The organism is Pseudomonas cremoricolorata DSM 17059 = NBRC 16634 (assembly GCF_000425745.1).
Taxonomy (GTDB): domain Bacteria; phylum Pseudomonadota; class Gammaproteobacteria; order Pseudomonadales; family Pseudomonadaceae; genus Aquipseudomonas; species Aquipseudomonas cremoricolorata.
This window is the reverse complement of the sequence record NZ_AUEA01000003.1, coordinates 357843-384717: the sequence shown is the minus strand read 5'-3', so window position 1 is coordinate 384717 and position 26875 is coordinate 357843. Positions and strand designations below refer to the sequence as shown.

General features: G+C 65.1%; 22 protein-coding genes and 2 pseudogenes. 12 read left to right on the top strand and 12 right to left on the bottom strand.

The window, feature by feature from the left end; genetic code table 11:
* Positions 1-11 precede the first annotated feature (11 nt).
* Positions 12-311, bottom strand: coding sequence for a DUF7693 family protein (locus tag H618_RS0106225; protein WP_028694259.1), 300 nt, complete (start codon positions 309-311; stop codon positions 12-14).
* Positions 308-844, bottom strand: coding sequence for a cupin domain-containing protein (locus H618_RS0106220; RefSeq protein ID WP_033727542.1), 537 nt, complete (start codon positions 842-844; stop codon positions 308-310). Before H618_RS0106220 ends, H618_RS0106225 begins: the two co-directional genes overlap by 4 nt.
* On the opposite strand from H618_RS0106220, the pseudogene H618_RS21320 reads away from it, so the two are divergent.
* A pseudogene (locus tag H618_RS21320) lies at positions 825-1439 on the top strand (DMT family transporter); the annotation flags it as partial. The gene H618_RS0106220 and the pseudogene H618_RS21320 sit on opposite strands and share 20 nt — an antisense overlap.
* 41 nt (positions 1440-1480) lie before the next feature.
* On the opposite strand, the gene H618_RS0106210 reads toward H618_RS21320, so the two are convergent.
* The 3 genes from H618_RS0106210 to H618_RS0106200 form a co-directional block, all read right to left on the bottom strand.
* Positions 1481-2842 carry an APC family permease gene (locus tag H618_RS0106210; RefSeq protein WP_028694257.1) on the bottom strand — a complete coding sequence of 454 codons (1362 nt, stop codon included), beginning with the start codon at positions 2840-2842 and terminating at the stop codon, positions 1481-1483.
* A gap of 166 nt (positions 2843-3008) precedes the next feature.
* Entirely contained in the window at positions 3009-3932 is a 924-nt protein-coding gene (locus tag H618_RS0106205) for a cation diffusion facilitator family transporter (RefSeq protein WP_028694256.1), read from the bottom strand.
* 210 nt (positions 3933-4142) lie between these two features.
* The gene (locus H618_RS0106200) at positions 4143-5504 is read right to left on the bottom strand and encodes an MFS transporter (protein ID WP_028694255.1); all 1362 of its coding nucleotides are present in this window, start codon (positions 5502-5504) and stop codon (positions 4143-4145) included.
* Positions 5505-5759: 255 nt separating this feature from the next.
* Here H618_RS0106200 and H618_RS21315 point away from each other — a divergent pair.
* Positions 5760-6572, top strand: a pseudogene (locus tag H618_RS21315) (sugar phosphate isomerase/epimerase family protein); the annotation flags it as partial.
* Between the two features lie 21 nt (positions 6573-6593).
* Here H618_RS21315 and H618_RS21310 read toward each other — a convergent pair.
* Both H618_RS21310 and H618_RS0106185 read right to left on the bottom strand, forming a co-directional pair.
* Positions 6594-8180: an ABC-F family ATP-binding cassette domain-containing protein gene (locus H618_RS21310; RefSeq protein WP_033727513.1), complete on the bottom strand. Its 1587-nt coding sequence runs from the start codon at positions 8178-8180 to the stop codon at positions 6594-6596.
* A 155-nt stretch (positions 8181-8335) separates the two neighbouring features.
* Entirely contained in the window at positions 8336-8698 is a 363-nt protein-coding gene (locus H618_RS0106185; protein ID WP_028694253.1) for a glyoxalase superfamily protein, read from the bottom strand.
* Between the two features lie 169 nt (positions 8699-8867).
* Here H618_RS0106185 and H618_RS0106180 point away from each other — a divergent pair, with 169 nt between their 5' ends.
* The 3 genes from H618_RS0106180 to sodC all read left to right on the top strand — a co-directional run bounded on the left by H618_RS0106180 (position 8868) and on the right by sodC (position 10980).
* Positions 8868-9383 (top strand): sigma-70 family RNA polymerase sigma factor, encoded by a 516-nt coding sequence (locus H618_RS0106180; RefSeq protein ID WP_028694252.1) that lies wholly within the window; start codon positions 8868-8870, stop codon positions 9381-9383.
* Positions 9380-10327 (top strand): FecR domain-containing protein, encoded by a 948-nt coding sequence (locus H618_RS0106175; RefSeq protein WP_028694251.1) that lies wholly within the window; start codon positions 9380-9382, stop codon positions 10325-10327. Before H618_RS0106180 ends, H618_RS0106175 begins: the two co-directional genes overlap by 4 nt.
* Positions 10328-10464: 137 nt before the next feature.
* Positions 10465-10980 (top strand): superoxide dismutase family protein, encoded by a 516-nt coding sequence (gene sodC, locus H618_RS0106170; RefSeq protein WP_028694250.1) that lies wholly within the window; start codon positions 10465-10467, stop codon positions 10978-10980.
* 122 nt (positions 10981-11102) lie between these two features.
* Here sodC and xthA read toward each other — a convergent pair whose 3' ends face one another.
* Complete coding sequence (xthA, locus tag H618_RS0106165; RefSeq protein ID WP_028694249.1) at positions 11103-11915, bottom strand: exodeoxyribonuclease III; 813 nt, start codon at positions 11913-11915, stop codon at positions 11103-11105.
* 157 nt (positions 11916-12072) lie between these two features.
* On the opposite strand from xthA, the gene H618_RS0106160 reads away from it, so the two are divergent.
* Genes H618_RS0106160 through H618_RS0106150 form a run of 3 tightly spaced genes read left to right on the top strand, consistent with a single transcriptional unit; the run spans position 12073 to position 18194 of the window.
* Entirely contained in the window at positions 12073-12717 is a 645-nt protein-coding gene (locus H618_RS0106160; protein ID WP_033727512.1) for a GNAT family N-acetyltransferase, read from the top strand.
* 51 nt (positions 12718-12768) lie between these two features.
* Complete coding sequence (locus H618_RS0106155) at positions 12769-14511, top strand: autotransporter assembly complex protein TamA (protein WP_028694247.1); 1743 nt, start codon at positions 12769-12771, stop codon at positions 14509-14511.
* 35 nt (positions 14512-14546) lie between these two features.
* Positions 14547-18194, top strand: coding sequence for a translocation/assembly module TamB domain-containing protein (locus tag H618_RS0106150; RefSeq protein WP_425414174.1), 3648 nt, complete (start codon positions 14547-14549; stop codon positions 18192-18194).
* Between the two features lie 132 nt (positions 18195-18326).
* On the opposite strand, the gene H618_RS0106145 is transcribed toward H618_RS0106150, so the two are convergent.
* The gene (locus tag H618_RS0106145; RefSeq protein ID WP_028694245.1) at positions 18327-18695 is read right to left on the bottom strand and encodes a hypothetical protein; all 369 of its coding nucleotides are present in this window, start codon (positions 18693-18695) and stop codon (positions 18327-18329) included.
* Positions 18696-19065: 370 nt separating this feature from the next.
* Between H618_RS0106145 and H618_RS0106140 the strand changes: the two genes are divergently transcribed.
* Complete coding sequence (locus tag H618_RS0106140; RefSeq protein WP_028694244.1) at positions 19066-19257, top strand: hypothetical protein; 192 nt, start codon at positions 19066-19068, stop codon at positions 19255-19257.
* Between the two features lie 77 nt (positions 19258-19334).
* Here the strand turns inward: H618_RS0106140 and H618_RS0106135 are convergent, their stop codons facing one another.
* Positions 19335-19700 carry a fe2+ zn2+ uptake regulation protein gene (locus H618_RS0106135; RefSeq protein WP_028694243.1) on the bottom strand — a complete coding sequence of 122 codons (366 nt, stop codon included), beginning with the start codon at positions 19698-19700 and terminating at the stop codon, positions 19335-19337.
* 201 nt (positions 19701-19901) lie between these two features.
* Between H618_RS0106135 and pvdQ the strand changes: the two genes are divergently transcribed.
* Positions 19902-22211 carry a bifunctional acylase PvdQ gene (pvdQ, locus tag H618_RS0106130; protein WP_028694242.1) on the top strand — a complete coding sequence of 770 codons (2310 nt, stop codon included), beginning with the start codon at positions 19902-19904 and terminating at the stop codon, positions 22209-22211.
* A gap of 20 nt (positions 22212-22231) precedes the next feature.
* Here the strand turns inward: pvdQ and lpxH are convergent, their stop codons facing one another.
* Positions 22232-22954, bottom strand: a complete 723-nt coding sequence (gene lpxH / locus H618_RS0106125; RefSeq protein ID WP_028694241.1) for a UDP-2,3-diacylglucosamine diphosphatase — start codon at positions 22952-22954, stop codon at positions 22232-22234.
* Positions 22951-23451 (bottom strand): peptidylprolyl isomerase, encoded by a 501-nt coding sequence (locus H618_RS0106120; RefSeq protein WP_028694240.1) that lies wholly within the window; start codon positions 23449-23451, stop codon positions 22951-22953. Before H618_RS0106120 ends, lpxH begins: the two co-directional genes overlap by 4 nt.
* Positions 23452-23684: 233 nt before the next feature.
* On the opposite strand from H618_RS0106120, the gene H618_RS0106115 reads away from it, so the two are divergent.
* Both H618_RS0106115 and cysS read left to right on the top strand, forming a co-directional pair.
* Positions 23685-25388: a glutamine--tRNA ligase/YqeY domain fusion protein gene (locus H618_RS0106115; protein ID WP_028694239.1), complete on the top strand. Its 1704-nt coding sequence runs from the start codon at positions 23685-23687 to the stop codon at positions 25386-25388.
* A gap of 9 nt (positions 25389-25397) precedes the next feature.
* Entirely contained in the window at positions 25398-26780 is a 1383-nt protein-coding gene (cysS, locus tag H618_RS0106110) for a cysteine--tRNA ligase (protein ID WP_028694238.1), read from the top strand.
* The last annotated feature ends 95 nt before the right edge of the window (positions 26781-26875 follow it).

Sequence of the window (26875 nt, the reverse complement as noted above, 5' to 3'; positions counted from 1 at the left end):
TCGCTGGCAGGTCAGTCGCGCAGCAGTTGCTCGATGCGCGTGCGCTCCCACTGGCTGAGCAGTTCACAAGGGTCACTGCCGTGGCGCGGCCAGTGCTCGCTGCTGGCCTGGCCGCCCGCTGCGCTACGGCAGGCCAGGCAGTGCGCCAGGCCGTGCTGATCGAGTTCCAGGGTCAGTTGCCAGGCGTCGATGCCAATCTGCACCCGCCCAGCGCCGAGGTGAGCCTCGACGCGCAGCGCGGACACTCCCAACGCGGCATCGCGCAGGCATTGATAGACCTCGCGGGCGCTGGGCGGTCGCGGGCGCTTCAGAAGTTGGCCGGGGTGTTGGCGCTGATGATTTCGGCCTCGTCGGGACCGATGTTCTTGAAGGCGTGGGGCAGGGTGGTGGGGATGTAGTAGCCGTCGCCTGCGCTGAGCACACTGACCTGGCCATCGACCCACAACTCCACGGTGCCGCGGGTGACCAAGCCACACTCTTCGCCCTCGGCATGCACGATCGGCTCACCGGAGTCGGCGCCCGGGGCATACAGCTCGCGCAGCATGCGCATCTGCCGGCCCTCGACACTGGCCCCGACCAGCAACATGCGCAGGCCGTTGCGGCCCAGGTCGGGCTGTTCGCCGGCGCGGAAGACGAAACGTTCCTCACGCACCGGGGCGTCGAAACTGAAGAACTCGGCCAGCGACATGGGAATGCCTTCGAGCAGTTTTTTCAGCGAGCTGACCGACGGGCTGACTCGATTCTGCTCGATCTGGGAAATGGTCGAGTTGGTCAGTCCGCTGCGGCGAGCCAGTTCACGCTGGGAAAGGTTGTTGCGTTCACGCACCAGTTTGCTGTTCACCACCGGTGTGCACTACCTACCGCTGGCCGAGGCCACCGCGGTGAACTTCCTCGCTCCGGTGCTGGTAACCGCCTTGTCGGCACCGCTGCTCAAGGAGCGGGTGACCCGCGGCCAGTGGGCGGCGGTGGTGCTGGGCTTCGTCGGCGTGCTGGTGGTGGTTCATCCGGGGGGCGAGATGTTCACCCCGGCGATTCTGTTCCCGTTGGGGTCGGCGCTGGGCTTTTGTTTCTACCAGTTGCTCACCCGGCAGTTGGCGAGCATCGACAGCCCGACCACCAGCAATTTCTATGCAGGGCTGTGCAACACCGTGGTGATGACCGCGCTGGTGCCGTTTTTCTGGTCGACCCCGCGCTGGGATCACGCCTTGCTGATGCTCGCCTTGGGAGGCTTTGGCATGAGTGCGCACTTGCTGCTGACCCAGGCGTTCCGCTTCGCCGCCCCGGCGTTGCTGGCACCGTTCAGCTACTGCCAGATCGTCTTCGCCGGCCTGCTCGGCCTGCTGTTCTTCAGCCATGTGCCCGATTCCACCAGCCTGCTGGGCATTGCCATCATCTGCCTGAGCGGCCTGGGCGCTGCGTGGATGCAGCGCCGCCGTTAGGCGCCCTAGGCGCAGCCGCGAGACTGGCCCACGGGCGAACGTCAGCCCGCCTCGGTGAAGTCGGCGACCGCTACCCTGCGGCGGAACCCAGCGGTCAGTACGCCCAGGTACGCTACCCCAAGCACGAACCATGACAGGCCGATGACCAAGGTCACGCCCGACAGGCTGGTCCACAGCCACAGTGTCAGTGTCAGCCCCACCAGCGGCACGACGCCGTGCAGACCCCAGCGCCTGCGCTGGCCGGCGGTGGGCACAGCCAGCAGGTGCGTGCGCAGCACCGCCAGATTGACCGCAGAGAACGCCACCAGCGCCCCGAAGCTGATCAGCGAGGCCAGCGTACCAAGGTCGACGAACAGCGCCGCCAGCGAGACCACCGACACCACCAGGGTCGCGTTGACCGGGGTGCCGAAGCGCGGCGACAGAGTGCTGAACAGTCGCGTTGGCAACAGTCGGTCGCGCCCCATGCTGTAGAGAATGCGTGAAACGGCCGCCTGGGAGGCCAGCGCCGAGCCCAGGTTGCCGGTGACGAAGGCCGCCGTGAAGAAGTTCGACAGGAAGCTGCCGCCGGCCTTGACCATCACCTCATTGGCCGCCGCGTCGGTATTGGCGAAGTGGCTGCCGGGCAGCACCAACTGGCTGAGGTAGGCCAGTGCGGTGAACAGCGCGCCTGCCAGCAGCGTGGTCAGCACGATGGCACGCGGGACGTCGCGGCGCGGATCACGGGTTTCCTCGGCCAGTGTCGATACGGCGTCGAAGCCCAGAAACGACAGGCAGAGGATCGCCGCACCTGCCATCAGGGAGACGAACCCTGGCTGGCTGCCATCGCCGCGCAGAGGCGCCAGGTAGTCGACCGGCGCATCACCCAGCGATGCCCAGGACAGCGCAACGAACACGACGATGAAGACCAGTTGGGCGCCAACGATCAGGTTGCTGGTCTTGGCCACTGATCGGATGCCGCCGATGTTGAGCAGCGTCACCACGATGATCGAGGCGAGGACGAACACCCAGGCCGGCACGGCCGGAAAGGCGATATTGAGGAATAGACCGATGAGCAGGTAGTTGATCATCGGGATGAACAGGTAGTCGAGCAGCAGCGACCAACCGGCCAGGAAGCCGGCATTCGGACCGAACGCGATGTGTGTGTAGGAATAGGCAGAGCCCGCCACGGGGTAACGGCGCACCATGATCCCGTAGGAGGCCGCGGTGAACAGCATCGCCAGCAGGGTCACCAGGTAAGCCCCGGCAGTCCGTCCGCCGGTGATCTGGGTGACGATGCCATAGGTGGTGAAGATGGTCAGCGGCACCATGTACACCAAGCCGAAGAAGATCAGCGCGGGCAGGGTAAGCACCCGGCGTAGTCGAGAGTGAGGCAGGGGCGTCGGCGAGGCAGTGCTGTGACTCATGATTCGTGTCCCGTTCTTGGCTTTTTATAGGGAAATGCGTGAAGGCACAGCGCCACGCGCAAGACGTGGCGTCGGCAGCACGCTACCACTGCCTTTGGCAGACGTCATGCCGAACATGCGTGCAGGGCTGCAAGCACCGTTTGTAGCGTTGCCCGCCTGGCGGTTGCTACGCCCATCCTGGGTCGGTAGTGAAGGTGATGGTCAGCCAGCGGTTGGCCGGGTCACCACCGATGTCCTCGCCGACGCGGTCGCGCAGCGCGTCCCATTGCTCGAGCGTTTGTGCCGGCCATTGGCTGGGGACGATGAAGTAGATCTCGATCTGCCGGGCTCGACCGACCTTTGCGACGTAACTCTGATGACCAACGAACCCCTGTTCAGCCACTACCCGAGTCGCGATCGCGTCGACACGTTGCTTGAGGTCGGCGGGCGTCAGCATCAGCACATCGGATAGAGCGTGCCGCAGGGTCTTGAGCGGCAACGGGATCAGGCAGGCGCAGATCACCGCGAGCACCGCAGGATCGAGATAGGGCAATAGCCAAGCCCAGCGCGTCTGCTCGAGCAGCAAGCCCAAGGCGAAGGCCACCAGCAAGGCCGCTGAAATGCTGCCGGACATGATCCACGTTTTCACGTCCAGGGCAATGAAGTCTGAGCGCAGGGTCTGGTTGGCCTTGTAGGCGTACAGCGCCATGCCCGCACAGACCGCCACCGCCAGCATCGCGTAAACCAATGCGTAATCGAAGTGCAGCACCTGGCCGCCGTCCAGCAGGCTGCCGATGGCAGTGATCAACGCATACAGCGCCACGGCGCACAGCAGCGCGCCGTTGAGCATCAGCACCATCGGTTCGAGATGCCAGAAGCCCATGTTGAAGCGTTCACCCAATTTGCGACTGGATGCGCCGCGACCGGTGTGCCGTCCTATCAGCGACGTGACTGCCAGGGCAAGCCCGCTCATCATCGCGTCGATCAGTGAGTAGAACCCGTCGAAGACAATCGAGAATGAACCGGACAGCAGCCCGGTAATGATCCCGAAGACCGCCAGCAGCACCGTACAGACGATCGAGAGTTTGAGGACGGCGGATTCGGTCCACACGACAGGGATCCTTGTGCAGGGTGGCAGAAGAGAGGCGAGGCGAAACGAGCGATCATCGATAGCACAGCGGCAGCCGTCAATGTGCGTGGTGGCATAGGCTACTTGCAGGTGTGAACAGCACGAGCGACGTGCCTGGAGCCGAGTCTCGAGCCGATGGCGCCTGCCTGAACAGACGCGCCTGCCATCGGCCTGTCAGAAGGCTGGCCCCTTTTAGCGCCGCGCCTGCTGGCGCGCCTCGGCGAATGCCTGCTCACTCAGCGGCACGGCATCGGCCTTGCCCAGGTCGGCCATGGCCAGGCGGTGGGTCTCAGGCGCCAGGTAGGCGGCCACCGCGCACAGGCAGGTCAGGGCGAAGGTCAGGCCGCCGACGATCCAGGGAATGTTCAACGACCCCGGCGGGGCCAGCGCGGCGAACAGCGCGGGCAGCATGGCCGTGACCAGGGTGCCCATGTTCTGCGCGATGGCCATGGCCGAGACGCGGTAACGGGTCTGGAACAGTTCCGGGAAGAAGCTTGGAAATACCGCGTTGTAGCCCTGGTACAGCAAGCCCCACATCAGAATCGAGGTGAGCACCGCCAGCGGCACGTTTTGGGCGCTGATGGCGTGCAAGTAAACGAAGGCCATCAGCCCCGAGCCCAGGCACCCAGCGATCAGCAGTGGGCGCCGGCCCACGCGGTCGGACCAGCCTCCGACCAGTGGAATGGCCAGTACCGCGACCAGGTTGCCGACCACCGGAATCCACAAGTACAGGCTCTTGTCCATGCCGATGCCGTAGGCCGGCTGAACCGCGTAGGCGGCGCCGAAAATGGTCGCGACCACCGGAATCACGTTCATCAGCGCCATGCAGGCCACCAGCGCCATGCGCCGCCAGCTGCAGCGGAAAGCCTCGCGGATCGGTGAGCGTGGAATGCGTGCGGTCTGTTCTTCCTCGACGAAGGCCGGAGTTTCGTGCACCTCGCGGCGAATGATCAGCCCGGCCACCAGCACGAAGGCGCTGAGCAGGAAGGGAATGCGCCAGCCCCACTCGTTGAAGGCCTGGTCGGGCATGAAGTAGGCCAGCGGCAGGAACACCGCCGCGGCCAGCACCTGGCCAGCCTGCACGCCTTGCAGGGCGAAGCTTGCGTAATAGCCGCGCCGGCCCATCGGCGCGTGCTCCATGATCATCGAGCTGGCGCCGGAAATCTCGCCGGCCACGGCAAAGCCCTGCACCAAACGCAGCAGCACCAGGATCAGCGGCGCGGCAATGCCGATGTCGTGGTAGGTCGGCAGCAGGCCGACGGCCATGGTCGATAGACCCATGAGGAACATGCACAGCAACAGCACGTACTTGCGCCCGCGGGTGTCGCCCCAATGGCCGAGCACGAAGGCGCCCAGGGGCCTGGCCAGGTAACCCACGCCGTAGGTAGCCAGCGAGGCGATGATGGCCATGCTCGGGTCCATCGAGGGGAAGAAGATCTGCGGAAAGATCAGCGCTGCGGCCTGGGCATAGATGAAGAAGTCGTAGTACTCCAGCGCCGAGCCGATCCAGCCACTGGCCGTGGCCTTCTTGGCCTGTGAGGGGGATGAGGACATCGTGTTCTCCGGGGTCAGTGCTGGCCAGCCAATGGCCGGCGACGTTGCGGTGAAAAGGCGCGGCGGGCCGCGAGATGCGCGTGCTGGAGGCTGTCAGGGCAGGCAGGCGGGGCACTGTGGGCGTGGAAAGTTGAACGCAAGTGGCATTGTTCCGTACAAAGCAGGGGCGGGCGCGACTTTACCTGTGAACCTGCCGGGCCGCCAACACGGCGTCGGCCATCGCTCAATCCGCTTGCTCGGATCAAGGAATCTGTCATGCAACAGTGCATCGCCACGGTATCTCTGGCCGGCGCCTTGCCGGAAAAGCTCGAGGCCATTGCCGCGGCCGGCTTCGACGGCCTGGAGCTATTCGAAAACGATCTGCTCGACTACCCGGGCACGGCCGCCGAGGTGCGCCAACGCTGCGCCGACCTGGGCGTTGACATCGCCCTGTACCAGCCCTTTCGCGACTTCGAGGGGGGCGCGCGCGAGCAGCTGCCCAGCCAGCTCGAGCGTGCCGAGCGGACCTTCGACATCGTGCAGACCCTGGGCTGTACGCGCATGCTGGTGTGCAGCAATACCCAGGCCGACGCCAGCGGCGATTCGGCGCAATTGATCGACGACCTGCGGCAATTGGCCGAACGCGCCGAGCGCCGCGGCCTGCAACTGGGCTATGAGGCGCTGGCCTGGGGGCGCCAGGTCAATACCTACCAGCAGGCCTGGATGCTGGTGCGCGAGGCCAATCACCCGGCCCTGGGACTGGTGCTGGACAGCTTCCATACCTTGGCCCTGAACGGCGACCCACAGGGCATCGCCGAGATTCCCGGGAACAAGATCGCCTTCGTGCAGATGGCCGACGCGCCGCTCAAGCGCATGGATGTATCGCAGTGGAGCCGGCATTACCGCTGTTTCCCGGGCGAGGGTGAACTGGACATGGTCGGCTTTCTGCAGCCGATTCTTGCCACCGGCTACCGCGGGCCGCTGTCGCTGGAGGTCTTCAGCGACTTGCAGGACAGCCTGCCGGCGCGCGTCAGCGCCGAGCAGGGCCTGCGTGCGCTGCGCCAGTTGCAGCAGCAGGTGCGTGCACGTGGCTGAGGCGCCTGGCGCTCACTACTCAGCGCTCAGGCTCAGGCGCCCGTGCAGCTGCAACTGCTGCAGAAACACCTCGTCATGCGACACCACCAGCAGCGCGCCGCCAAAGGTTGCGAGCATCTGCTCGAGCGCCTGTAACGAAGACAGATCGAGGTGGTTGCCAGGCTCATCGAGCAACAGCAGGTCGACCGGCTCGGGTCGGTAGAGCAGAGCGGCGAGGGCGGCCTTGACCCGCTCGCCGCCGCTGAGCAGGTGGCTGGGCAGGTCGACCCGAGCCGCATCCAGCCCCAACTGCGCCAGGCGCGTGCGCAACTGGCTGGGGTCAAGCCCGGGGCTGTGCTCACGCAGGTGCTCGAAGACGCTGCACTGGCCAGGCAGCAGGCTGGCGTGCTGGTCGAGCAGGGCCACGCTGCCCTGCACGCGCACCTCACCTGCGCGCGGCGCGAGCTGACCGCTGATGACCTGCAACAAGGTGGATTTGCCGCTGCCGTTGGCGCCCGTCAGGGCCACTCGCTCACCGGCGCACAGGCGTAGATCGACCGGCGCAGCGTTGCCGAATGGCACCTGCACCTGTTCGAGCGTCAGTAACGCTCGACCGGCAGGGCACTGCACCGCTGGCACCTGAACATGGATCGCCTGGGGCCGGTCGAGCCGTTGCGCGGCTTCGCGGACTTGGGCCTGCATGGCCTCGCTGGCCTGTTGCAACTGCTGCTGGCGCTTGCCGGTGCTGGCCTGGCTGCGCTGCTGCTGCCGGTCGAGGAGGATCTGCGCCTGATTGGCCTGCCGCGCCTGGCTGCGTCCGCGGCTCTGTTGGCGTTGCAGTCGCTCACGTTGTTCGCGAGCGGCCTGGGCCTGGCGCTCGCGCTGCGCTTTCAAGGCGCCCAGCGCCTGTTCGGCACGCGCCTGCTGCTCGGTTTTGCCACGCTGGTAGGCGCTGTAGCCGCCGGTGAAATCCAGCAGGCCGTGGGCGGTGAGTTCCAGGGTGCGTTGCAGCGGTTCGAGCAGGGCGCGGTCGTGGCTGATCAGCAACAGGCCTCTGGGCCATTGGCTGATCAGTGCCTGCAGTTGCTCACGGGCATTGCGATCGAGGTGATTGCTCGGCTCATCGAGAATCAGGTAGTCGGCGTCGCTCAGAAACGCCCCCAGCATCGCCACGCGCATGGCCTGGCCCGGGCTCAGCACGTCAGCCGGGCCGTTGATGTCGAGGCCGCCGAGCCCGTGCCGGGCGAACAGCGTTTGCAACTGCTCGGCCAGGTTCCAGCGCTCGCCCACCGCGTCGAAATCGGCAGGGTCGCTGCTGCCTTGGGCGATGCGCTGCAAGGCGCCAAGCACTGGCGCCACCTGGGCGAGTTCGGCAATGCTGCGGCTGTAGCGGATGATCTGCTGATCGAGCAGGTGCACGTGAGCGTGGCGCAGGCAGCGACCTTCGCTGGGCGCGCGGTGGCCTGCAAGAATCTGCCCGAGCAGGCTTTTGCCCACGCCATTGCGGCCCACCAGGCCGGTGTGGCGCTGGTCGAGGGTGAGGTTCAGGTCAGAGAACAGCACCCGGCCGTTGGGCAAGGTGCAGGCGACGCTGTCGAGCGTCAGAATCGAAGAAGGGGTCATGGAAGGCTCCACGCATGCCGCGACATCCCCAGAGCAGGCTAGGGAGTGAAGACTGGCCGTCGACTGGACGGCGGCATCAATGGCGCATCGGACCACTACCTCATGGACAGGAAAGGCCGCCAAGGGTAACCAACCCTGGCGGCAAGGTAAAGGCGTCAGTCGTCTTGCTGACAGAAGCGCAGCTGGTTGCCGAACGGATCGGCGATCTGCATCTGCCAGCCCCAGTCGACCTGCTCGGCGCTGGGCCGCGAGTAGCCATAGCGCTTGGCTTGCAGCTCCTGCTCCAGTGCCCGCAGGTCGCTGACCCGGGCGAACACCGTCGAGCCGGGGGTGGCATCGCCGTAGTGCTCGGAGAGGTGCACGATCAGCCCGTCGCGGTGGATTTGCGCATACAGCGGCAGGTCGGCGGCGAAGCGATGTTCCCAGTCGAGGCTGAAGCCGAGAAAGTCCAGGTAGAACTCCTTGGCCTTGTCGACGTTGAAGATGCGCAGTACCGGAATGGCAGGGGCGAAGTTCATGGTGAGGGTCCGTGTGCGTCAGGGCGCAGGCAGAGTAGCCGTGGCGCGGGGATCGTTTCCAGTCCACCGGCCGCCAGTCAGCGATCGCGGGCAGACCTTGGCGCATGCAATCAAAGCAATTAGAATCACTCGCATTTGCACCTCACCCACTCTGCCTGCGTGCCTGTGTATGACCGATTCCGTTGCGGCGCCTTCACCTTGCATGAATACCCTCTACCGTGAGCACAGCGGCTGGCTGGAAGGCTGGTTGCGCAGTCGTTTGGGGGATCGCTGGGCAGCGGCCGACCTGGCCCAGGATGCCTTCGTGCGGGTGCTGGCGGCCGAGCGCAGCAACAGCCTGCCGAGCCTGCGTGAGCCGCGCGCTTATCTGCTTACCGTGGGCAAGCGCCTGCTGGTCAATCACTACAAGCGGCGCAGCCTGGAACGGGCGTATCTGGAGGCGTTGCAGCACCTGCCCGAAGAGCTCGCGCCCTCGGCCGAGCAGCGCTGGTTGCTGCTCGAAGCGCTGCATGCGCTGGATGAACTGCTCGACGGGCTGCCGCTGGTGGTACGTCGGGCGTTTCTCTGGGCGCAACTCGAAGGCCTGGGTTATGCCTGCATCGCCAGCCGTTTGCAGGTTTCCGAACGCACCGTCAAACGCTATATGGCCCAGGCGTACGAGCATTGCCTGTTGGTCGAGCTGTGAGCGTTCAGCTCGACAGCCAGGCCCGCCAGCTCGCCCGCGAGGCGGCGCAGTGGCTGGCGCGCCAGGACGCTGGTGAGCTGGACGCTGACGGCGCGTTGCAGTTGCAACACTGGCGCGCCCGCAGCGCCGCCCATGAAGCGCTGTGGCAAAAAGCCGAGCAACTGCGCCAGCGTTTCAGCCAGGTGCCGCCGCCCATCGGCCTGAGTTGCCTCGACCGTCCCGATCCGCAGCGGCGCAAGCTGCTCGGCCAGGCTCTGGCGTTGGGCGCCGTGGCGCCGCTGGCGTGGATGGCCTACCGGCAACTGCCGATCACGCCGTGGGGCGCTGACCTTGCCACTGCCACCGGCGAGCGTCGTGGCGTCGAGTTGGCAGACGGCAGCCGCGTGCAACTCAATACCGCCAGCGCGCTGAACATCACCTTCGAGGCTGGCCAGCCGCGTTTGCACCTGCTGCGCGGCGAGATCGCCGTGGACAGTGTCGGCCCGTTGCAGGTGCAGACTCGCTATGGCCGCATTGTGGCCGGCGCTGGCAGCTTTTGCGTAAGAGAGGGCGAGCACGACTGCCAGGTGTCGGCGCTGCGCGGCGAACTGCGCCTGCTGCCGCAGCAAGGTAGCGAAACCCTGCTCAAGGCCGGACACCGCGCGCGCTTGAGTGCCAGCCAGGTGCACGGCATCCAGGCCTTCGACCCGCAGATACCGGGCTGGCAGCAGGGCGTGCTGATCGTCGAGGCGCAGCCGCTTGGGCTATTTCTGCGTGAACTGGACCGCTACCGCCCCGGCGTGCTGCGCTGTCAGCCGAGCCTCGAGCGTCTGGCGGTTACCGGCACCTTCGCGCTCGATGACACCGACCGCATTCTGGCCTTGCTGGCCGCCAGCCTGCCGCTACACGTCCAGTACCGCACGCGCTACTGGGTGTCGCTCAGCGCCCGTGGCGCAGTCGCTTAGGTGCAAGGCAAATGTTTCAACGTGTAGCACGATGGAATCGCAGCGCCTGTGTGTAGTCCGATCCTTCACGCGGGTTCTGCAAGGACCTGTCATACCGGGTACGACGCCCGACTGATCATTGCCAAGGAGACATCATCATGAAAGCACTGCTAATGACCGCCCTGCTGGCCAGCGCCGGGCTGGCCCAGGCGGCCGAAACCGTGGAGCTGAAACTCGCCGGTGCCGATGGCGCGGGCAAGTCGATCGGCACCGTGACCATCGAGCAGAACAAGTACGGCACGCTGCTCACCCCAGACCTCAAAGACCTGCCACCGGGCGTGCACGGCTTCCACCTGCATGCCAAGGCCTCGTGCGATCCAGCCCAGGAAGACGGCAAGACCGTGCCAGCAGGCGCGGCCGGCGGGCACTGGGACCCGGATGACACCAAGGCGCACAAAGGCCCGTACGACGACAGCGGCCATCGCGGCGACTTGCCGGCTATCTACGTCGGTGCCGACGGCAAGGCCACCTATCCGGTGCTCGCGCCACGCCTGAAGGCCAGCGATTTCAAAGGCCACGCGCTGATGGTCCACGCCGGTGGCGACAACCACAGCGACCACCCGGAAAAACTCGGCGGCGGCGGTGCGCGCATGGCCTGTGGTGTGGTCAAGTAAGCGACGCCCAGGGTTAGCGGGGCTGCTTTGCAGCCCATCGCGGCGCAAGCCGCTCCTGCAGTGAGTGCAATTGCTGTAGGAGCGACTTCAGCCGTGAAGGGCGCTCTAGAGTTTGTTGTCGATCAGCTCAGTTCGAGCCAGATCGGGGCGTGGTCTGAAGGCTTTTCCATGCCACGCAACTCGTAATCCACACCGGCATCCTTGATCCGCGGCGCCAGGCCCGCCGAGGTCATGATGAGGTCGATGCGCAGCCCACGCTTGGGCTCGTCCTCGAAACCGCGACTGCGGTAGTCGAACCAACTGAAGCGATCGTCGACCTGCGGATGCAGGTGGCGGAAGCTGTCGGTCAGTCCCCAGCCCTTGAGGCGTTCCATCCACTCGCGTTCTTCTGGCAGGAAGCTGCACTTGCCGGTCTTCAGCCAGCGTTTGGCGTTGTCGGCGCCGATGCCGATGTCACAGTCCTGCGGCGAAATGTTCAGGTCACCCATCAGAATCAGCGGCTGGTCGTTGCTGAACTGGCCCTCGAGCAGCGCTTGCAGATCGCTGTAGAAGCGCTGCTTGGCCGGGAACTTGGTGGGGTGGTCACGGCTTTCGCCTTGGGGGAAGTAGCCGTTCATGATGGTGATCGGGGTGCCATCGGTATCGGCGAAGGTGCCCCAGATGAAGCGCCGCTGGGCGTCTTCTTCGTCGCCGGCAAAGCCCTTGTGCAGCGCCAGCGGCGCCTGGCGCGAGAGCAACGCGACGCCGTAATGGCCCTTCTGCCCGTGGTAATGCACGTGGTAGCCCAGCGCCTGCACCTCGGCCAGCGGGAACTGTTCATCGCTGACTTTGGTTTCCTGCAGGCCGATGACATCGGGCTGGTGCTTGTCGATCAACGCCGCCAGCTGGTGCGGACGGGCGCGCAGGCCGTTGATGTTGAAACAGACGATTTTCATGGGTAAGGCTTGCCTTGGTAAAAGCCCGGATGCTAGCGGACTCACGCCGCGACCACCAGCATCGCGCCTGGCACGCGTATTTGCCTGCTACAGCGGTGAACGATGGCCACGCGCGCGCCTCCAAGGCTAAACGTCAATTCCAGGAGGTCCGCTCGCCATGTCATCCCCGTCTGAACCGCAGGTCTGCATGCTCGACAATGGCTTTGCCCGTGAGGTGCGTGCCTTGCTGTTCGAAGCCTATCGCCGTGAACCGGCCTACGGCTTTCTGTTCGACGCCCAGCGCGGCGGGTATGAACGGCGCTTGCGCGTGGTCATCCGCGAATGGGTGCGCCAGCATTTCAATTTCAAGCTGCCGGCCATCGGCCTGCTGGTTGACGACCGGCTGGTGGCGGTGGCGCTGATCGTACCGCCGCAACGCCGCCTGGGGGTGGCCGACAGTTGGGGCTGGCGCCTGCGCATGATCATCCGCGCCGGGCTGCGCAGCACCCGCCGCTACCTCGACTATCAGGGCGCGCTGTCCAGCTGGCTGCCTACCGAGCGCGTCCACGTGCTGCCGCTGTTGGGCATTCACCCGCAGTTTCAGGGCGAGCACTTCGCCGATCGACTGCTCCAGCAGGTGCATGACTGGTGCGCCGAAGACCCGCACACCGAGGGCGTGGTGCTCAACACCAGCAACCCGCACGCGGTGGCGTTCCTGCAGCGCCAGGGCTATGAGGTGCTGGGCGAGGTGACCATTGGCCCGGTCATCGAGCAAGTGTTTTTCAACCCTGCACCGACCTCCTCGCGTGCCGTACCGACATGAGTGGCGGGCAAACGGCTTTCATCGACGCTCGCCTCTGGTAGCATGCCGCGCATGAAATATTCAGGAAGAGTTGCCTGGGGCCTGATCATCTGGGTCGCCAGTTTCACAGCATGGGGGCAGAGCGAATTGGTGGTGCGGATCAAACCGGCCAACAAGGCGCTCAAGGCCAATGTCGAGGGCTACATCGGTGCGCTGGGCAACCGTGATGAGGAAGCGCTGCTGCGTTTCAGTCGCGGTGCCGAGGAGCAGGCGCGCAAGGCCGCCCAGGCGCTGGGTTATTACCAGGCGCAGATCGACACCCAGGTGCAGCCCCCGGCCAATGCCGAAGCCTCACCGCGACTGCTGGTGACCATCGAACCGGGCGAGCCGGTACGCCTGCGCAACGTGACCGTGCGGGTCGAGGGTCCGGCCAGCGAGCTGGCCTCGTTCCGCGTCCCGGACAGCCGCCTGTTGCGCGCCGGGCAACCGCTCAATCATGGCTATTACGAAGATGCCAAGCGCCTGATCCAGAATCAGGCGTCGCGTTACGGCTTTTTCAGTGGCCGCTTCAGCCGTCAGCAACTGGCGATCGATCCGCGCGCCGGTGTCGCCGACATAGACTTGGTGTACCAGAGCGGCCCGCGTTATCGCCTGGGGGCGGTGACCTTCGGCGGCGACACCCCGCTCGATCAGGACCTGCTGCAACGCATGGTCTCGTTCAAACCGGGCACGCCGTACGATTCCGAGCTGATCGCCGAGCTCAACAACGACCTGCAGTCCAGCGGCTATTTCGAAGGTGTGCGGGTCGATGCGGCGCCCACCGCCGCGGTCGACCAGCAGGTGCCGGTGGCGGTCAACCTGGAAACCCGCAAGCCGCGCACCATGGGCCTGGGCCTGGGGTTCTCCACCGATGTCGGCCCGCGCGGCAAGGCCAACTGGACGCGCCACTGGGTCAACCCGCAGGGCCACAGCTATGGCTGGGAAACCGAGCTGTCGGCGCCACGGCAGAACGTCGGGATCTGGTACGACGTGCCCCTCGACCCGCCGCTGACCGACAAACTGCGTTTTGCAGGCGGCTACCAGAACGAGGAAATCGCTGGCACCGACACGGTCAGCCAACTGCTCACGGTCGGCCCGGAATGGCACAGCAAGCTGCCCAGCGGCTGGCAGCGGGTGCTGTCGCTCAAGTACCAGCGTGAGGAATACAAGCTGGGCGATGATTCGGGCCTGAGTAATTTGCTGATGCCCGGCGTCACCTATTCCTACCTGCGCAGCGACAATCGCATCGACCCGCACAACGGCTACCGCGTGCAATTCGATGCCAAGGTGGCCAAGGAGGGTGTGGTCTCCGACACCAACCTGCTGTACGGCAACGTCACTCTCAAAGGCCTGACCACCGTGGCGCAGAACCATCGCCTGCTCGGCCGTGTGCAGTTCGGCGGCAGTGCCACCAACGACTACAAGAAGAATGTTCCGCCATCGCTGCGCTTCTTCGCCGGTGGTGACCAGAGCGTGCGTGGCTACGACTACCAGACCTTGTCGCCGAAAAACAGCGACGGCGACCGCATCGGCGGCCGGTATCTGTTCGCAGCCAGCGCCGAGTACCAGTATTCGCTGACGGAGAAATGGCGCGTGGCGACCTTCATCGACCAGGGCAACGCCTTCAATACCCCGGAGTTGTCCAACCTCAAGACCGGGGTCGGCTTTGGCGTGCGCTGGGTTTCGCCCATCGGCCCGCTGCGCCTGGATCTGGCCAAGGCGCTGGACGATGACGGTGGCATCCGTCTGCACTTCTCGATGGGGCCGGAACTGTGAGGCCTGGGGTGAAGACCGCGCTCAAGGGCGGCGCAATGGGGATTGTCGGGTTGCTGGTGTTGCTGCTGCTGGCGCTCGCCGTGGTGCTGGGCAGCCAGGCCGGCAGCCGCTGGGCGCTTGGCCTGGTGCCGGGTCTGCAAGTGGATGAGTTCCAGGGCCACCTGGGCGGCCGCTGGCAGGCCAGCCAACTGCGTTGGATCAGCGGCGAAAGTCGGGTAGAGGTGCAGGCGCCGCAGTTCGACTGGGCGCCTGGTTGCCTGTTGCGCGGGGCGCTGTGCATTCGCCGCCTGCAAGCCGAACGCATCGACATGGCCTTCGCGCCAAGCGAGCCCGACCCACAGGCCGGGCCGCTGCAGTTGCCGAGCCTCGACCTGCCGGTGTCGATCGAAATCGAGGAACTGCAAGTCGGGCAACTGCGTCTGGACGGCAACGAATTGCTGGGCGATCTGCAACTGGTCGCGCACTGGACCCCCGAGGGCCTGCGCATCGACCGCCTGGAAGTGCAGCGCGAAGACCTCCACGCCCGCCTGGAGGGGCTGGTGCAGCCCAATGGCGACTGGCCGCTGGAGCTGAGCGGCAGCGCGCAGTTGCCGCCGGTCGACGAACAGCCGCTGGCGCTGCAACTGCAGGTCAAGGGTGAGCTGCAGAACGTGCTGACCCTCAACGCCAGCACCCAAGGCTACCTCGACGCCACCCTCACCGGCCAAGTGCAGGCACTGGCCGAAAACCTGCCGGCGACCGTGCGCATTCGTTCCGAATCGTTCAAGCCGAGCCAGGCGCTGCCTGACACCCTGCGCCTGCAACAACTGCAGCTCGATGCCAGCGGTAACCTGCTCGACGGCTTCGCCCTGACCGGCGCCGCCAATCTGCCGGCCGAAAAAGGCCCGATCGCTCTGGCGCTCAATGGTCGCGCCGATGCCAAGGGCGCGCAGGTGCAGGCCCTGGACCTGACCGCAGGCGACAAACAGCGGGTCAAGTTGCAGGCCAATGCCGACTGGCAGCAAGGCATCAAGGCCGACGCCAAGCTCGACTGGCTGGACTTCCCCTGGCTGCGCCTGTACCCGCTCGAGCAGCCGCCGCAGGTCACGCTCAAGCGTCTGCGCGCGCAGGTGGAGTATGTCGATGGCGATTACCGCGGGGATTTCAACGGTGATCTGGACGGTCCGGCCGGTGCCTTCAACCTTACCAGCCCATTCGAAGGTGACCTGACCCAGATCAAGCTGCCCAAGCTGGCGCTGAGCGCAGGGCAGGGCAAGGCAGCCGGCAGCGTCGCCGTGAAGTTTGCCCAGACCCTGGCCTGGGACGTCGATGTGCAGCTGTCGGCGCTCGATCCCGCTTATTGGGTGGCAGAGTTGCCGGGTACCCTGGCAGGCCCATTGCGCAGCACCGGCGAGATGAAAGACGAGCGTTTGAGCCTGGATGCCAAGCTCGACCTCAAAGGCCGCCTGCGCGGTCAGCCTGCGCAGCTCAAGGTCGACGCCCAAGGCGCCGGCGAGCGCTGGACGCTGGGCGCGCTGGCGGTGCAGTTGGGCGCCAACCGCATCAACGGCAGCGGCAGCCTGGAGCAACGCCTGGCCGGGCGCATCGACCTCGATCTGCCGCGCCTTGGCCAGCTGTGGCCGGGCCTGCAAGGCCAGGTCAAAGGCCAGGTGGACGTCGCCGGCACCCTCGACGCACCCCAGGGCACGCTGAAATTGCTGGGTAGCGAACTGGCCCAGGGCGACAACCGCATCCAGCGCCTGGACCTCAACGGCAAGCTCGACGCTGCCCAGCGTGCGCTCATCGACCTCAAGGCCAGCGCCATTCGCGTCGGTGAAACTGCGTTGGGCACGTTGCTCGTCAACGGCAAGGGCGACAGTCGCCAGCAGGCGCTGACCCTTGGCCTGGATGGGCCGCAGCTCAAGCTCGACCTGGGTGTTGACGGCACCCTGGGCAACGGTGACTGGCGTGGGCGCCTGGCCAGTGGCCGGGTCCAGGCCGGCGGCCAGGACTGGCGCCTGCAAGCGCCGGCCCGTCTGCAACGTCTTGCCAGTGGCCAACTGGATTTCGGCGCCCACTGCTGGCGCTCGGGTCAGGCCAGCCTGTGCGGCGACGACCAGCGCCTGGCACCGGAGCCGCGCATTCGCTACCACCTCAAGCAGTTCCCGCTCGAGAGCCTGGCGCAGTGGATGCCCAAGGACTTCGCCTGGAAGGGCCTGCTCAGCGCAGACATCAACCTGGACATTCCCGCCAGCGGCCCGAAAGGGACGGTGCGCGTCGATGCCAGCGGCGGCACCTTGAGCCTGCGCGATCAGGATCGCTGGATCGCCTTCCCGTACCAGGCCCTGCGCCTGGACAGCACCCTGGCGCCGCGGCGGATCGATATGCAACTGACGTTCCAGGGCCAGGGCCTTGGTTCGTTGAACCTCAACACCCGCATCGACCCCATGGCCGCAGATAAACCGTTGTCTGGCGATTTCCGCCTGAGCGGGCTGGACATCGGCGTTGCGCGGCCCTTCGCGCCGATGGTCGAGCGTCTGGCCGGCCAGCTCAACGGCAGCGGACGCTTGTCGGGCACGCTGCTGGCGCCGCAGGTCAACGGCAATCTCAACCTCAGCGGGGGCGAGGTCAGCGGCGCCGAGCTGCCGATCAGCCTGCAGGATCTGTCGGTGCAGGCGATGATCGCCGGGGAGCGGGTCGAACTCAGCGGTGGCTGGCGCAGTGGCGCTGCCGGACGCGGGCAGATCGGCGGCAACCTGACCTGGGGCCAGGCGCTAGGCGTCGATATTCGTCTGCAGGGCCAGCAACTGCCGGTGACCGTCGAACCCTACGCAACGCTTGAAGTCGCGCCTGACCTGAACATTCGCCTGATCGACGACAAGCTGGCAGTGGTCGGCAAGGTGCAGGTGCCCAAAGGCAAGATCACCGTGCGCGAGCTGCCACCCTCGACGGTGAAAGTCTCCGACGACACGGTGATCGTCGGTCAGCAGACCGAGGAGGGCAAGCCACCGCTGCTGATGGCGATGGACGTCGATGTCGAGGTCGGTCGGGAAAAACTCTCGTTCAGCGGCTTCGGCCTGACCGCCAACCTCAAGGGTCGCGTGCACGTGGGTGACAACATGGACACCCGCGGCGAACTGAGCCTGGCCGACGGGCGTTATCGCGCCTATGGTCAGCGCCTGACCATTCGCCGCGCGCGATTGCTGTTCGCCGGGCCCATCGACCAGCCGTTCCTCGACATCGAAGCGATCCGCCAGGTCAATGACGTAACCGCGGGTATTCGCCTGAGCGGCAACGCCGAACAACCGACCACCACGGTGTTCGCCGAGCCGGCCATGAGCCAGGAGCAGGCGTTGTCGTACCTGGTGCTGGGGCGTCCGTTGGGCACCACTGGAGAAGACAACAACATGCTGGCGCAGGCTGCACTGGGGCTGGGTCTGGCCGGCAGTGCCGGCCTTACCGGCGATGTTGCCAACCGGCTGGGTATTGACGACTTCCAGCTCGACACCGAGGGCAGTGGCAACAGCACCAGCGTGGTCGCCAGCGGCAACCTTACCGAGAAGCTGAGCTTGCGTTATGGGGTGGGGGTGTTCGAGCCGGCCAATACCATCGCGTTGCGCTACAAGCTGAGCAAGATGGTCTATCTGGAGGCGGCCAGCGGTCTGGCCAGTTCGTTGGATATCTTCTACAAGCGCGATTTCTGAGAAACGCCTGCGGTGAACCGGCCACGACGTGGGAGCAGGGCAGTTACGGGTTGGGCCGGGACGCGATAAGCGTTGGATATGGCGTCCCGGCGGGTCGGCAGGGGCATTCGTCAAGGTCCCGCTGGCAGTGCTTCAGTGCTGGCGACGAATGTTGCCGATCTGCCTCAGGCTCAAGCCGTACTTGTCGGCCAGCAGGCTGCGGGAAAGCCCGCTGGCGCTTTCTTCGATGATTTGCAGGTTGCGCAACTGGCGCTGGAAATGATCGACCTTGGGAATTTCCAGGGCCATGCCGGAGAAGCGTTTGATCAAGCAGTCCAACGCTTCGCCGGGCAGGATATCGACCAGGCGGGTGCGCTCACGGTGCTTGGGAATGTACTTGGGCCTGCCGCCGTAAGCATGGGTGAGGCGGTAGGCATTCTCGATACCGACGCATTCGATGAGTGACTGCAGGGACTCGGGAAGTTGTTCGGTGTCGATGCGGGAAAGATCGGGCATTTGCATAAGAATTTCCTCTGAAGCGAACGATGACGTTGGCTGGCTTCGGCAGCGATTGGCCGTGGCCTGCGCGAATTGTCGAGTAGCGTCTGAGGGGTCGCTAGGCGCCAATAGGGCCGCCTTCTGTAGTCACTTTGGGGTCAAGTTTGCGGGCAGCGTGAGACTTGTGCGTAGGAAGAGTCCGCACAGCGCTTCCCTAGCCCCTGTTTCTCCTGCAATACAGGTAAATCGTTACTTCCGAGGCATGCCATACCCACGCTAGGTCGGCTCATGCCCGGGAAATGTGCCCTCTGAGGTTCCATGTGCAGCATCACGCGGTATCATGCGCGCGGCTCGTTTGAGCCTTTTGCCTTCGATGCAGTAGGAATGTTTACCCATGACACACATGCAGCGCCTGAAGTACTCGATCCTGATCATCGTGGTGATGTTCGCCGCGATGCTGGGGCTTTCCTACCTGCAGAAGCAGGGCTCGATCAGCGAGCAGACCTTCCAGTACTTGGCGATCGCCATTGCGGTGGTGGTGGTGGTGATCAACGGCATCCTGCGGCGCAAGGTCAAGCGTTCGTGATGTCGACGGGCCGGCCTTGACTGGCCGGCCGCACCTCGCCGGCCGCACCTCGCCGGCCGCACCTAGCCGGCCGCACCTCAACGCAGCTCGAGCACCGCGCGCGCCTGTGGGTTGAGGCTGTAGCACTTGTCGCTGCCCAGGGCGATGACCCCTTCGGCGCACAGGCGCTTGAGCACCTCGCGCACGCTGAGGAACGACAGCGGAATGTCCAGTTGCTCCAGCTGTGCATGCACCCCACGTACGCCGATGCTGCGCCCCTCGCGGTCGGCCGAGTGCAGGGCGTCGATCACCTTCAGGCGAATCAGGCTGGTGCGCAGGCCGTAGACTCGCAGCAATTCACGGATCTGCTCGTTGCCCAGGCGCTCTTCGCTGGCCTCCCCGCTGTCGGTGATGGGTTTTGCGCCCGGTTTGGGGCGTTGCGAAGCGGGTAGCGGGTTGTGCATGTGAATGCTCCTTTTCGTGGACTGTCCCGATTGTTTTTTTGGGTTCCTCGAATAAGTAAGACGAATGAAAACGAAAAATCTGCAACCTGAGTAGAAAAAACTTTCTCGGACGGTTATTTCAGGTTGTGTCTGGCTTGCGCTAAACATCGCGGCAAGCGACTCGTCTGCTGATGATGACCCGCACAATCATCAGGAGTGCCCGTGACCACACCTTCGCGCCATGTGGCGTGCCTCAGCCTGGCAGCCGTTCTGGCCGCCTCGTGCGCTGCCCAGGCAGCCCAGACTTCCGCACAGGCCAGCGCCGAGATTCGCCGCACCAGTTTCGGCGTGCCGCACATTCTGGCCAGCGACGCACGCGGCCTGGGTTACGGCGTGGGCTATGCCTATGGCCAGGACAACCTGTGCTTGCTGGCCGATGAGGTGCTGACCGTAAGCGCTGAGCGGTCGCGGCATTTCGGTGCCGAGGCGACCACTGTCGAGCAGCGTAACAACCTCGACAGCGACCTGTTCTTCACCTGGCTTAACTCGCCTCAAGCGGTGGACGCGTTCCTGCAGGCGCAACCGGCCCAGGTACGCGCGCTGCTGGAAGGCTACGCCAGCGGCTTCAACCGCATTCTCGCCGAACGTCGAGCTGCCGGCTTGCCCGCTGAATGCGCCGCCGGCGAGGGGTTGCGGCCAATCACCAGCCTCGATCTGGTCAAGCTGACTCGACGCATGCTTGCCGAGGGCGGCGCCGGACAGTTCGCCGAAGCCCTGGTTGCGGCGGCACCTCCAGGCCTCGCCGCCCGGCCCGATGAGTCTCGCTTCGCCAGCGCCTTGGCCCGCCAGCAGCGTTTTGCCAGCGAGCGCGGCAGCAACGCCATCGCGGTCGGCTCGCAGCGCTCGGCCAACGGTCGCGGCCTGCTGCTGGCCAACCCGCATTTTCCCTGGCTCGGTGGCCTGCGCTTTTATCAGATGCACCTGACCATACCGGGGCAGTTGGATGTAATGGGGGCGGCGCTGCCGGGCCTACCAATGATCAACATCGGCTTCAACCGGCACCTGGCCTGGACGCACACCGTCGACACCTCCCGGCATTTCACCCTGTACCGTTTGCAGCTCGACCCCAAGGACCCGACACGCTACCTGCTCGATGGCGTATCCAGGCCTTTGCAGACCCAGCGCCTGAGCGTCACCGTGAAACAGGCCGATGGCACCTTGCGCCAGGTCGAACGCCAGCTCTACAGCTCGCAGTTCGGACCGCTGCTGCAGTGGCCCGGCAAGCTCGACTGGGACCAGCATCACGCCTACGCCCTGCGTGACGCCAATCTCGACAACACCCGCGTGCTGCAGCAGTGGGATCAGATCAACCGCGCAGGCAGCCTCGCCGCGCTGCAACGTTCGGTGAGCCAGACCCAAGGCATCCCATGGGTCAACACCCTGGCGGTGGACGAGGGTGGCCAGGCGCTGTACCTGAACCAATCGGTGGTGCCGTACGTGGACGATGCGTTGCTGGCTCGATGCAGTGACCCGGCCGCGGACGGCCCACTGGTGGTGCTCGACGGGTCGCGCAGCGCCTGCGCCTGGAAAGTCGATGCGCAGGCCGCGCAGCCGGGCATTTTTCCGGCCAGCCAACTGCCCAGCCTGATGCGCCGGGACTTTGTGCAGAACTCCAACGACTCGGCATGGATGGTCAATCCAGCGCACCCTCTGACTGGTTTCTCGCCGCTGGTCAGTCGCGCCGACCAGCCGCTGGGGTTGCGCAGCCGCTTTGCCTTGAATCGCTTGCACGGCTCTGCGCGGCTCGATGCCCAGGCGCTACGTGATCTGGTTCTGAACGATGACGTGTACCTGGCTGAACTGGTGCTGCCCGAACTGCGCCAGTGGTGTGACGGCGCGCAGCAGGATCTGGCTCAGTTGTGCGCCAGCCTGCGCGCCTGGAACGGCAAGGCGAACGCCGAGAGCGGTATCGGCTTCGTGCACTTCCAGAACATCTTCCAGGCCCTGGCAGAGCATCCCGAGGCCTGGCGCGTGGCGTTCGACCCCGCTGACCCGCAGCACACCCCGCGCGGTCTTGCCGTGGAGCAGGCGGCGGTGCGCGCGTTGTTGCGCGAAGCGGCACTGGCCTCGCTGCAGCAGGTGCAGGCGCAAGGCTTGCCGGCAGACGGGCAGTGGGGGCAGATCCAGCAGGCCGCCAGTGGCACGCCGGTGGCCGGTGGGCCGCAGGCGCTTGGGATATACAACGCCATGGTCAGCGTGCCCAGTGCGCCGGGCAAGCGCCTGGTCGTGGGCGGCACCAGCTATTTGCAGGTGGTCAGCTTCACCGAGCAGGGTCCGCAGGCGCAGGGTTTGCTGGCGTTCTCGCTGTCGAGTGAAGCGGCTTCGGCGCATTTCGCCGACCAGACCCGCGCGTTCGCAGCCAGGCAACTGGCGCCGCTGCCGTTCAGCGAGGCGCAGATCAAGGCCGACCCGCACTACCGCAGCTACCTCATCGGCGAAAACGATCAGCCACAGGTGGCAGGCTCGAAGTAAACACGGTGCGCGCGTTCGCCTCAGGACAAGGCGAACGAGCGCAGGTGCAGGCCCTGTTCATCGGCCTGCACCAGCCAGCCGAGGCTGTCCCAGTCACCCAGCACGATGCGCTGCGCGGGTTCACCTGCAACCTGCAATGGGTGTACCGCTGGCCGGTGGGTGTGGCCATGAATCAGCGTGCGCACGCCGTGGGCAGCCATTTGCCTTGGCACTTCCTCGGGCGTGACGTCGACGATGTCGCTGGCCTTCATGCGCACTTGTGCACGGCTTTCACTGCGCAGCTTGCGCGCAAGGCGCTGACGGGTGGCCAGCGGCAGGTGGCGCAGCACCCATAACGTCAGCGGGTTGCGCAAGTAGCGGCGCAGCTTCATGTAGGCCACATCACCGGTGCACAGGGTGTCGCCGTGCATCAGCAGCACCGGTTGCCCGGCCAGTTCGACTACGCTGGGGTCGGCCAGCAGGGTGCAGCCTGCGGCCTTGCAGAACGCCTGGCCGATGAGGAAATCTCGATTGCCATGCATCACGAACACGGCCGTGCCGCTGTCGCTCAAGGCGCGCAGCGCCTGGCAGATGCCCTGCTGGAAGGGGGTCATGGCGTCATCGCCGATCCAGGCTTCGAAGAAGTCGCCGAGGATGTACAGGGCTTGCGCCTGGCGGGCCTGGCCTTCGAGCAGAGAGAGAAACGCCCGGGTAATGTCCGGGCGTTGTTCTTGCAGATGCAGATCAGAGATCAGCAGAATCACTCAATGATCTCGGCTTTGACGATGACCACGTCATCCTTCGGCACGTCCTGGTGACCTGCGCTGGAGCCGGTGGCGACTTTCTCGATGGCATCGACCACTTCACGGCCTTCGATCACCTCGCCGAACACGGCATAGCCCCAGCCCTGAACGTTCTTGCCGCTGTGGTTGAGGAAATCGTTGTCGGAGGCGTTGATGAAGAACTGCGCCGAGGCCGAGTGCGGCTCCATGGTGCGGGCCATGGCGATGCTGTACTTGACGTTCTTCAGGCCGTTGTCTGCTTCGTTCTGGATGCTGGCGCGGGTTTTCTTCTGGCTCATGCCAGGCTCGAAGCCGCCGCCCTGGATCATGAAACCTTTGATGACGCGGTGGAAGACGGTGTTGTCGAAGTGGCCGTCCTTGACGTACTGAACGAAGTTTTCGACGGTCTGCGGGGCTTTTTCGGCATTGAGTTGCAGAACGATGTCGCCGTGGTTGGTGCTCAGTTTGACTTTGGACATGCAGAAACTCGCTTTTCAAGGCAGGTGAATATGGGGCTGCGCCGGGCGCGTGCCGTTAGCTGACGCAGGTTCTGACCCTGGCGACACGTTGTCAGTGCCATGCCATGGGTCAAAGGGTGACAAATAGCGGTCGATTGCGGCCAGCGGCTGTCAGCCGCTTGACTGCATCGGCTATGATAGGCGTTTTGATTGAATCGGCCTACCCGGGCCAGACACGTGCATTCAAGGATCCTATGAGCAAGCCCACTGCCGACAACGCGCCCAACGCCGCTGCCAAAGGCGCCCCCGCCGCTCCTGCGAACTTCCTGCGGCCAATCGTTCAGGCCGACCTGGACTCGGGCAAGCACTCGCGCATCGTCACGCGCTTCCCGCCAGAGCCCAATGGTTACCTGCACATCGGCCACGCCAAGTCGATCTGCGTCAACTTCGGCCTGGCCGAGGCGTTCGGCGGCGACTGCCACCTGCGGTTCGACGACACCAACCCGGCCAAGGAAGACCAGGAATACATCGACGCCATCCAGCGTGACGTGCAGTGGCTGGGCTTTCAGTGGGCCGGCCCGGTGCGTTTCGCCTCGCAGTATTTCGACCAGTTGCACGCCTGGGCCGTGGCGCTGATCGAGCAGGGCAAGGCGTATGTCTGCGACCTGACCCCCGAGCAAGCCAAGGAATACCGTGGCAGCCTGGTCGAGCCGGGCAAGAACAGCCCGTTCCGCGAGCGCAGCGTCGCTGAAAACCTCGACCTGTTCGCGCGCATGACAGCCGGCGAGTTCAAGGATGGCGAGCGTGTACTGCGGGCCAAGATCGACATGGCTTCGCCGAACATGAACCTGCGCGACCCAATCCTCTACCGCATTCGCCATGCCCATCACCACCAGACCGGCGACACCTGGTGCATCTACCCCAACTACGACTTCACCCACGGTCAGTCCGACGCCATCGAAGGCATCACCCACTCGATCTGCACCCTGGAGTTCGAAGGCCATCGCCCGCTGTACGAGTGGTTCCTCGACAACCTGCCGGTGCCGGCGCATCCGCGCCAGTACGAGTTCAGCCGCCTGAACCTGAACTACACCATCACCTCCAAGCGCAAGCTCAAGCAGCTGGTGGACGAGAAACACGTCGACTCGTGGGATGATCCGCGCATGTCGACGCTGTCCGGCTACCGCCGCCGCGGCTACACCCCGGCGTCGATCCGCAACTTCTGCGACATGGTCGGCACCAACCGTTCCGACGGCGTGGTCGACATGTCGATGCTCGAATTCAGCATCCGTGACGACCTCGACCGCACCGCGCCCCGCGCCATGTGCGTGCTGCGGCCGCTGAAGGTGGTGATCAGCAATTATCCCGAAGGCCAGGTCGAACAGCTGGAATTGCCCCGTCATCCCAAGGAAGACATGGGTGTGCGCACCTTGCCCTTCGCCCGCGAGCTGTACATCGACCGCGACGACTACATGGAGACCCCGCCCAAGGGCTACAAGCGCTTGGAGCCAGGGGGTGAAGTGCGTCTGCGCGGCAGCTACGTGATTCGCGCCGACGAGGCCATCAAGGACGCCGACGGCAACGTCATCGAGCTGCGTTGCTCGTACGACCCGGACACCCTGGGCAAGAACCCCGAAGGGCGCAAGGTCAAGGGCGTGATCCATTGGGTCCCGGCGGCTGCCAGCGTCGAATGCGAAGTGCGTCTGTACGACCGTCTGTTCCGCTCGCCGAACCCGGAGAAAACCGAAGACGGCGGCAGCTTCCTCGACAACATCAACCCCGACTCGCTGCAAGTGCTGCAAGGCTGCCGCGCCGAGCCGTCGCTGGCCCAGGCCGAACCTGAAGACCGCTTCCAGTTCGAGCGAGAAGGCTATTTCTGCGCCGACCTGAAGGACAGCCAGCCTGGCCGTCCGGTGTTCAACCGCACCGTCACCCTGCGTGACTCCTGGGGCAGCTGAGGAACCGTCGTGCTTACCGTCTACAACACCCTGAGCAAGCAAAAAGAAGCCTTCAAACCGCTCGATGGCAACAAGGTGCGCATGTACGTCTGCGGCATGACCGTGTACGACTACTGCCACCTGGGCCACGGCCGCAGCATGGTGGCCTTCGACCTGGTCACCCGCTGGCTGCGCAAGAGCGGCTATGAGCTGACCTACGTGCGCAACATCACCGACATCGACGACAAGATCATCAACCGCGCCAACGACAACGGCGAGCGTTTCGATGAGCTGACCGCGCGCATGATCGATGCCATGCACGAAGACGAACGCCGCCTGAACATCCTGCCCCCCGACCAGGAACCGCGTGCCACCGATCACATTCCCGGCATGCACGCGATGATCCAGACCCTCATCGACAAGGGTTACGCCTACGCCCCTGGCAACGGCGACGTGTACTACCGCGTCGGCAAGTTCGTCGGCTATGGCAAGCTGTCGCGGCGCAAGATCGAAGACCTGCGCATCGGCGCGCGCATCGAAGTGGGTGAAGCCAAACAGGACCCGCTCGACTTCGTCCTGTGGAAGGGCGCCAAGCCCGGCGAGCCGAGCTGGGAATCGCCGTGGGGCGCTGGCCGGCCAGGCTGGCACATCGAGTGCTCGGTGATGTCCACCTGCTGCCTGGGCGAGAGCTTCGACATCCATGGCGGCGGCAGCGACCTGGAATTCCCGCACCACGAGAACGAGATCGCGCAGAGCGAGGCGGCCACCGGCAAGCCCTACGCCAATGCCTGGATGCACTGCGGCATGATCCGTATCAATGGCGAGAAGATGTCCAAGTCGTTGAACAACTTCTTCACCATTCGCGATGTGCTGGCCAAGTACCACCCCGAGGTGGTGCGTTATCTGCTGGTGGCCAGCCATTACCGCAGCGCCATCAACTACTCAGAAGACAGCCTGCGCGACGCCAAGGCTGCGCTGGAGCGCTTCTACCACGCGCTGCGCGGCCTGCCGCGTGTGGCCGCCCAGGGCGGTGAGGCGTTCGTCGAGCGCTTTGCCACGGCGATGAACGACGACTTCGGCACCCCTGAAGCCTGCGCCGTGCTGTTCGACCTGGTGCGCGAAATCAACCGCCTGCGCGACAGCGACCCACAGGCCGCTGCTGGTCTTGCCGGGCGTCTGCGCGAGCTGGGCGATGTGCTTGGCGTGCTGCAACTGGACGCCGACCAGTTCCTGCGGGCCGGTGCCGAAAGCAAGGTCGATGCGGCCGAGGTCGAAGCGCTGATCGCCGCGCGCCTGCAAGCGCGCAGCGAGAAGAACTGGGCCGAGTCCGACCGCATTCGCGATCAACTCACGGCTTTGGGCGTGGTGCTGGAAGACAGCAAAGGCACGACGACCTGGCGGCTCGCCGATTGAGTCGCTGCTGCCCCGGATGGTTGGGCAGGTGTCCAGCATTCGGGGCGCAGTTCAATCCTGCAGGCGCGGCACCTACCCACTTCCAGCAGCAGAGG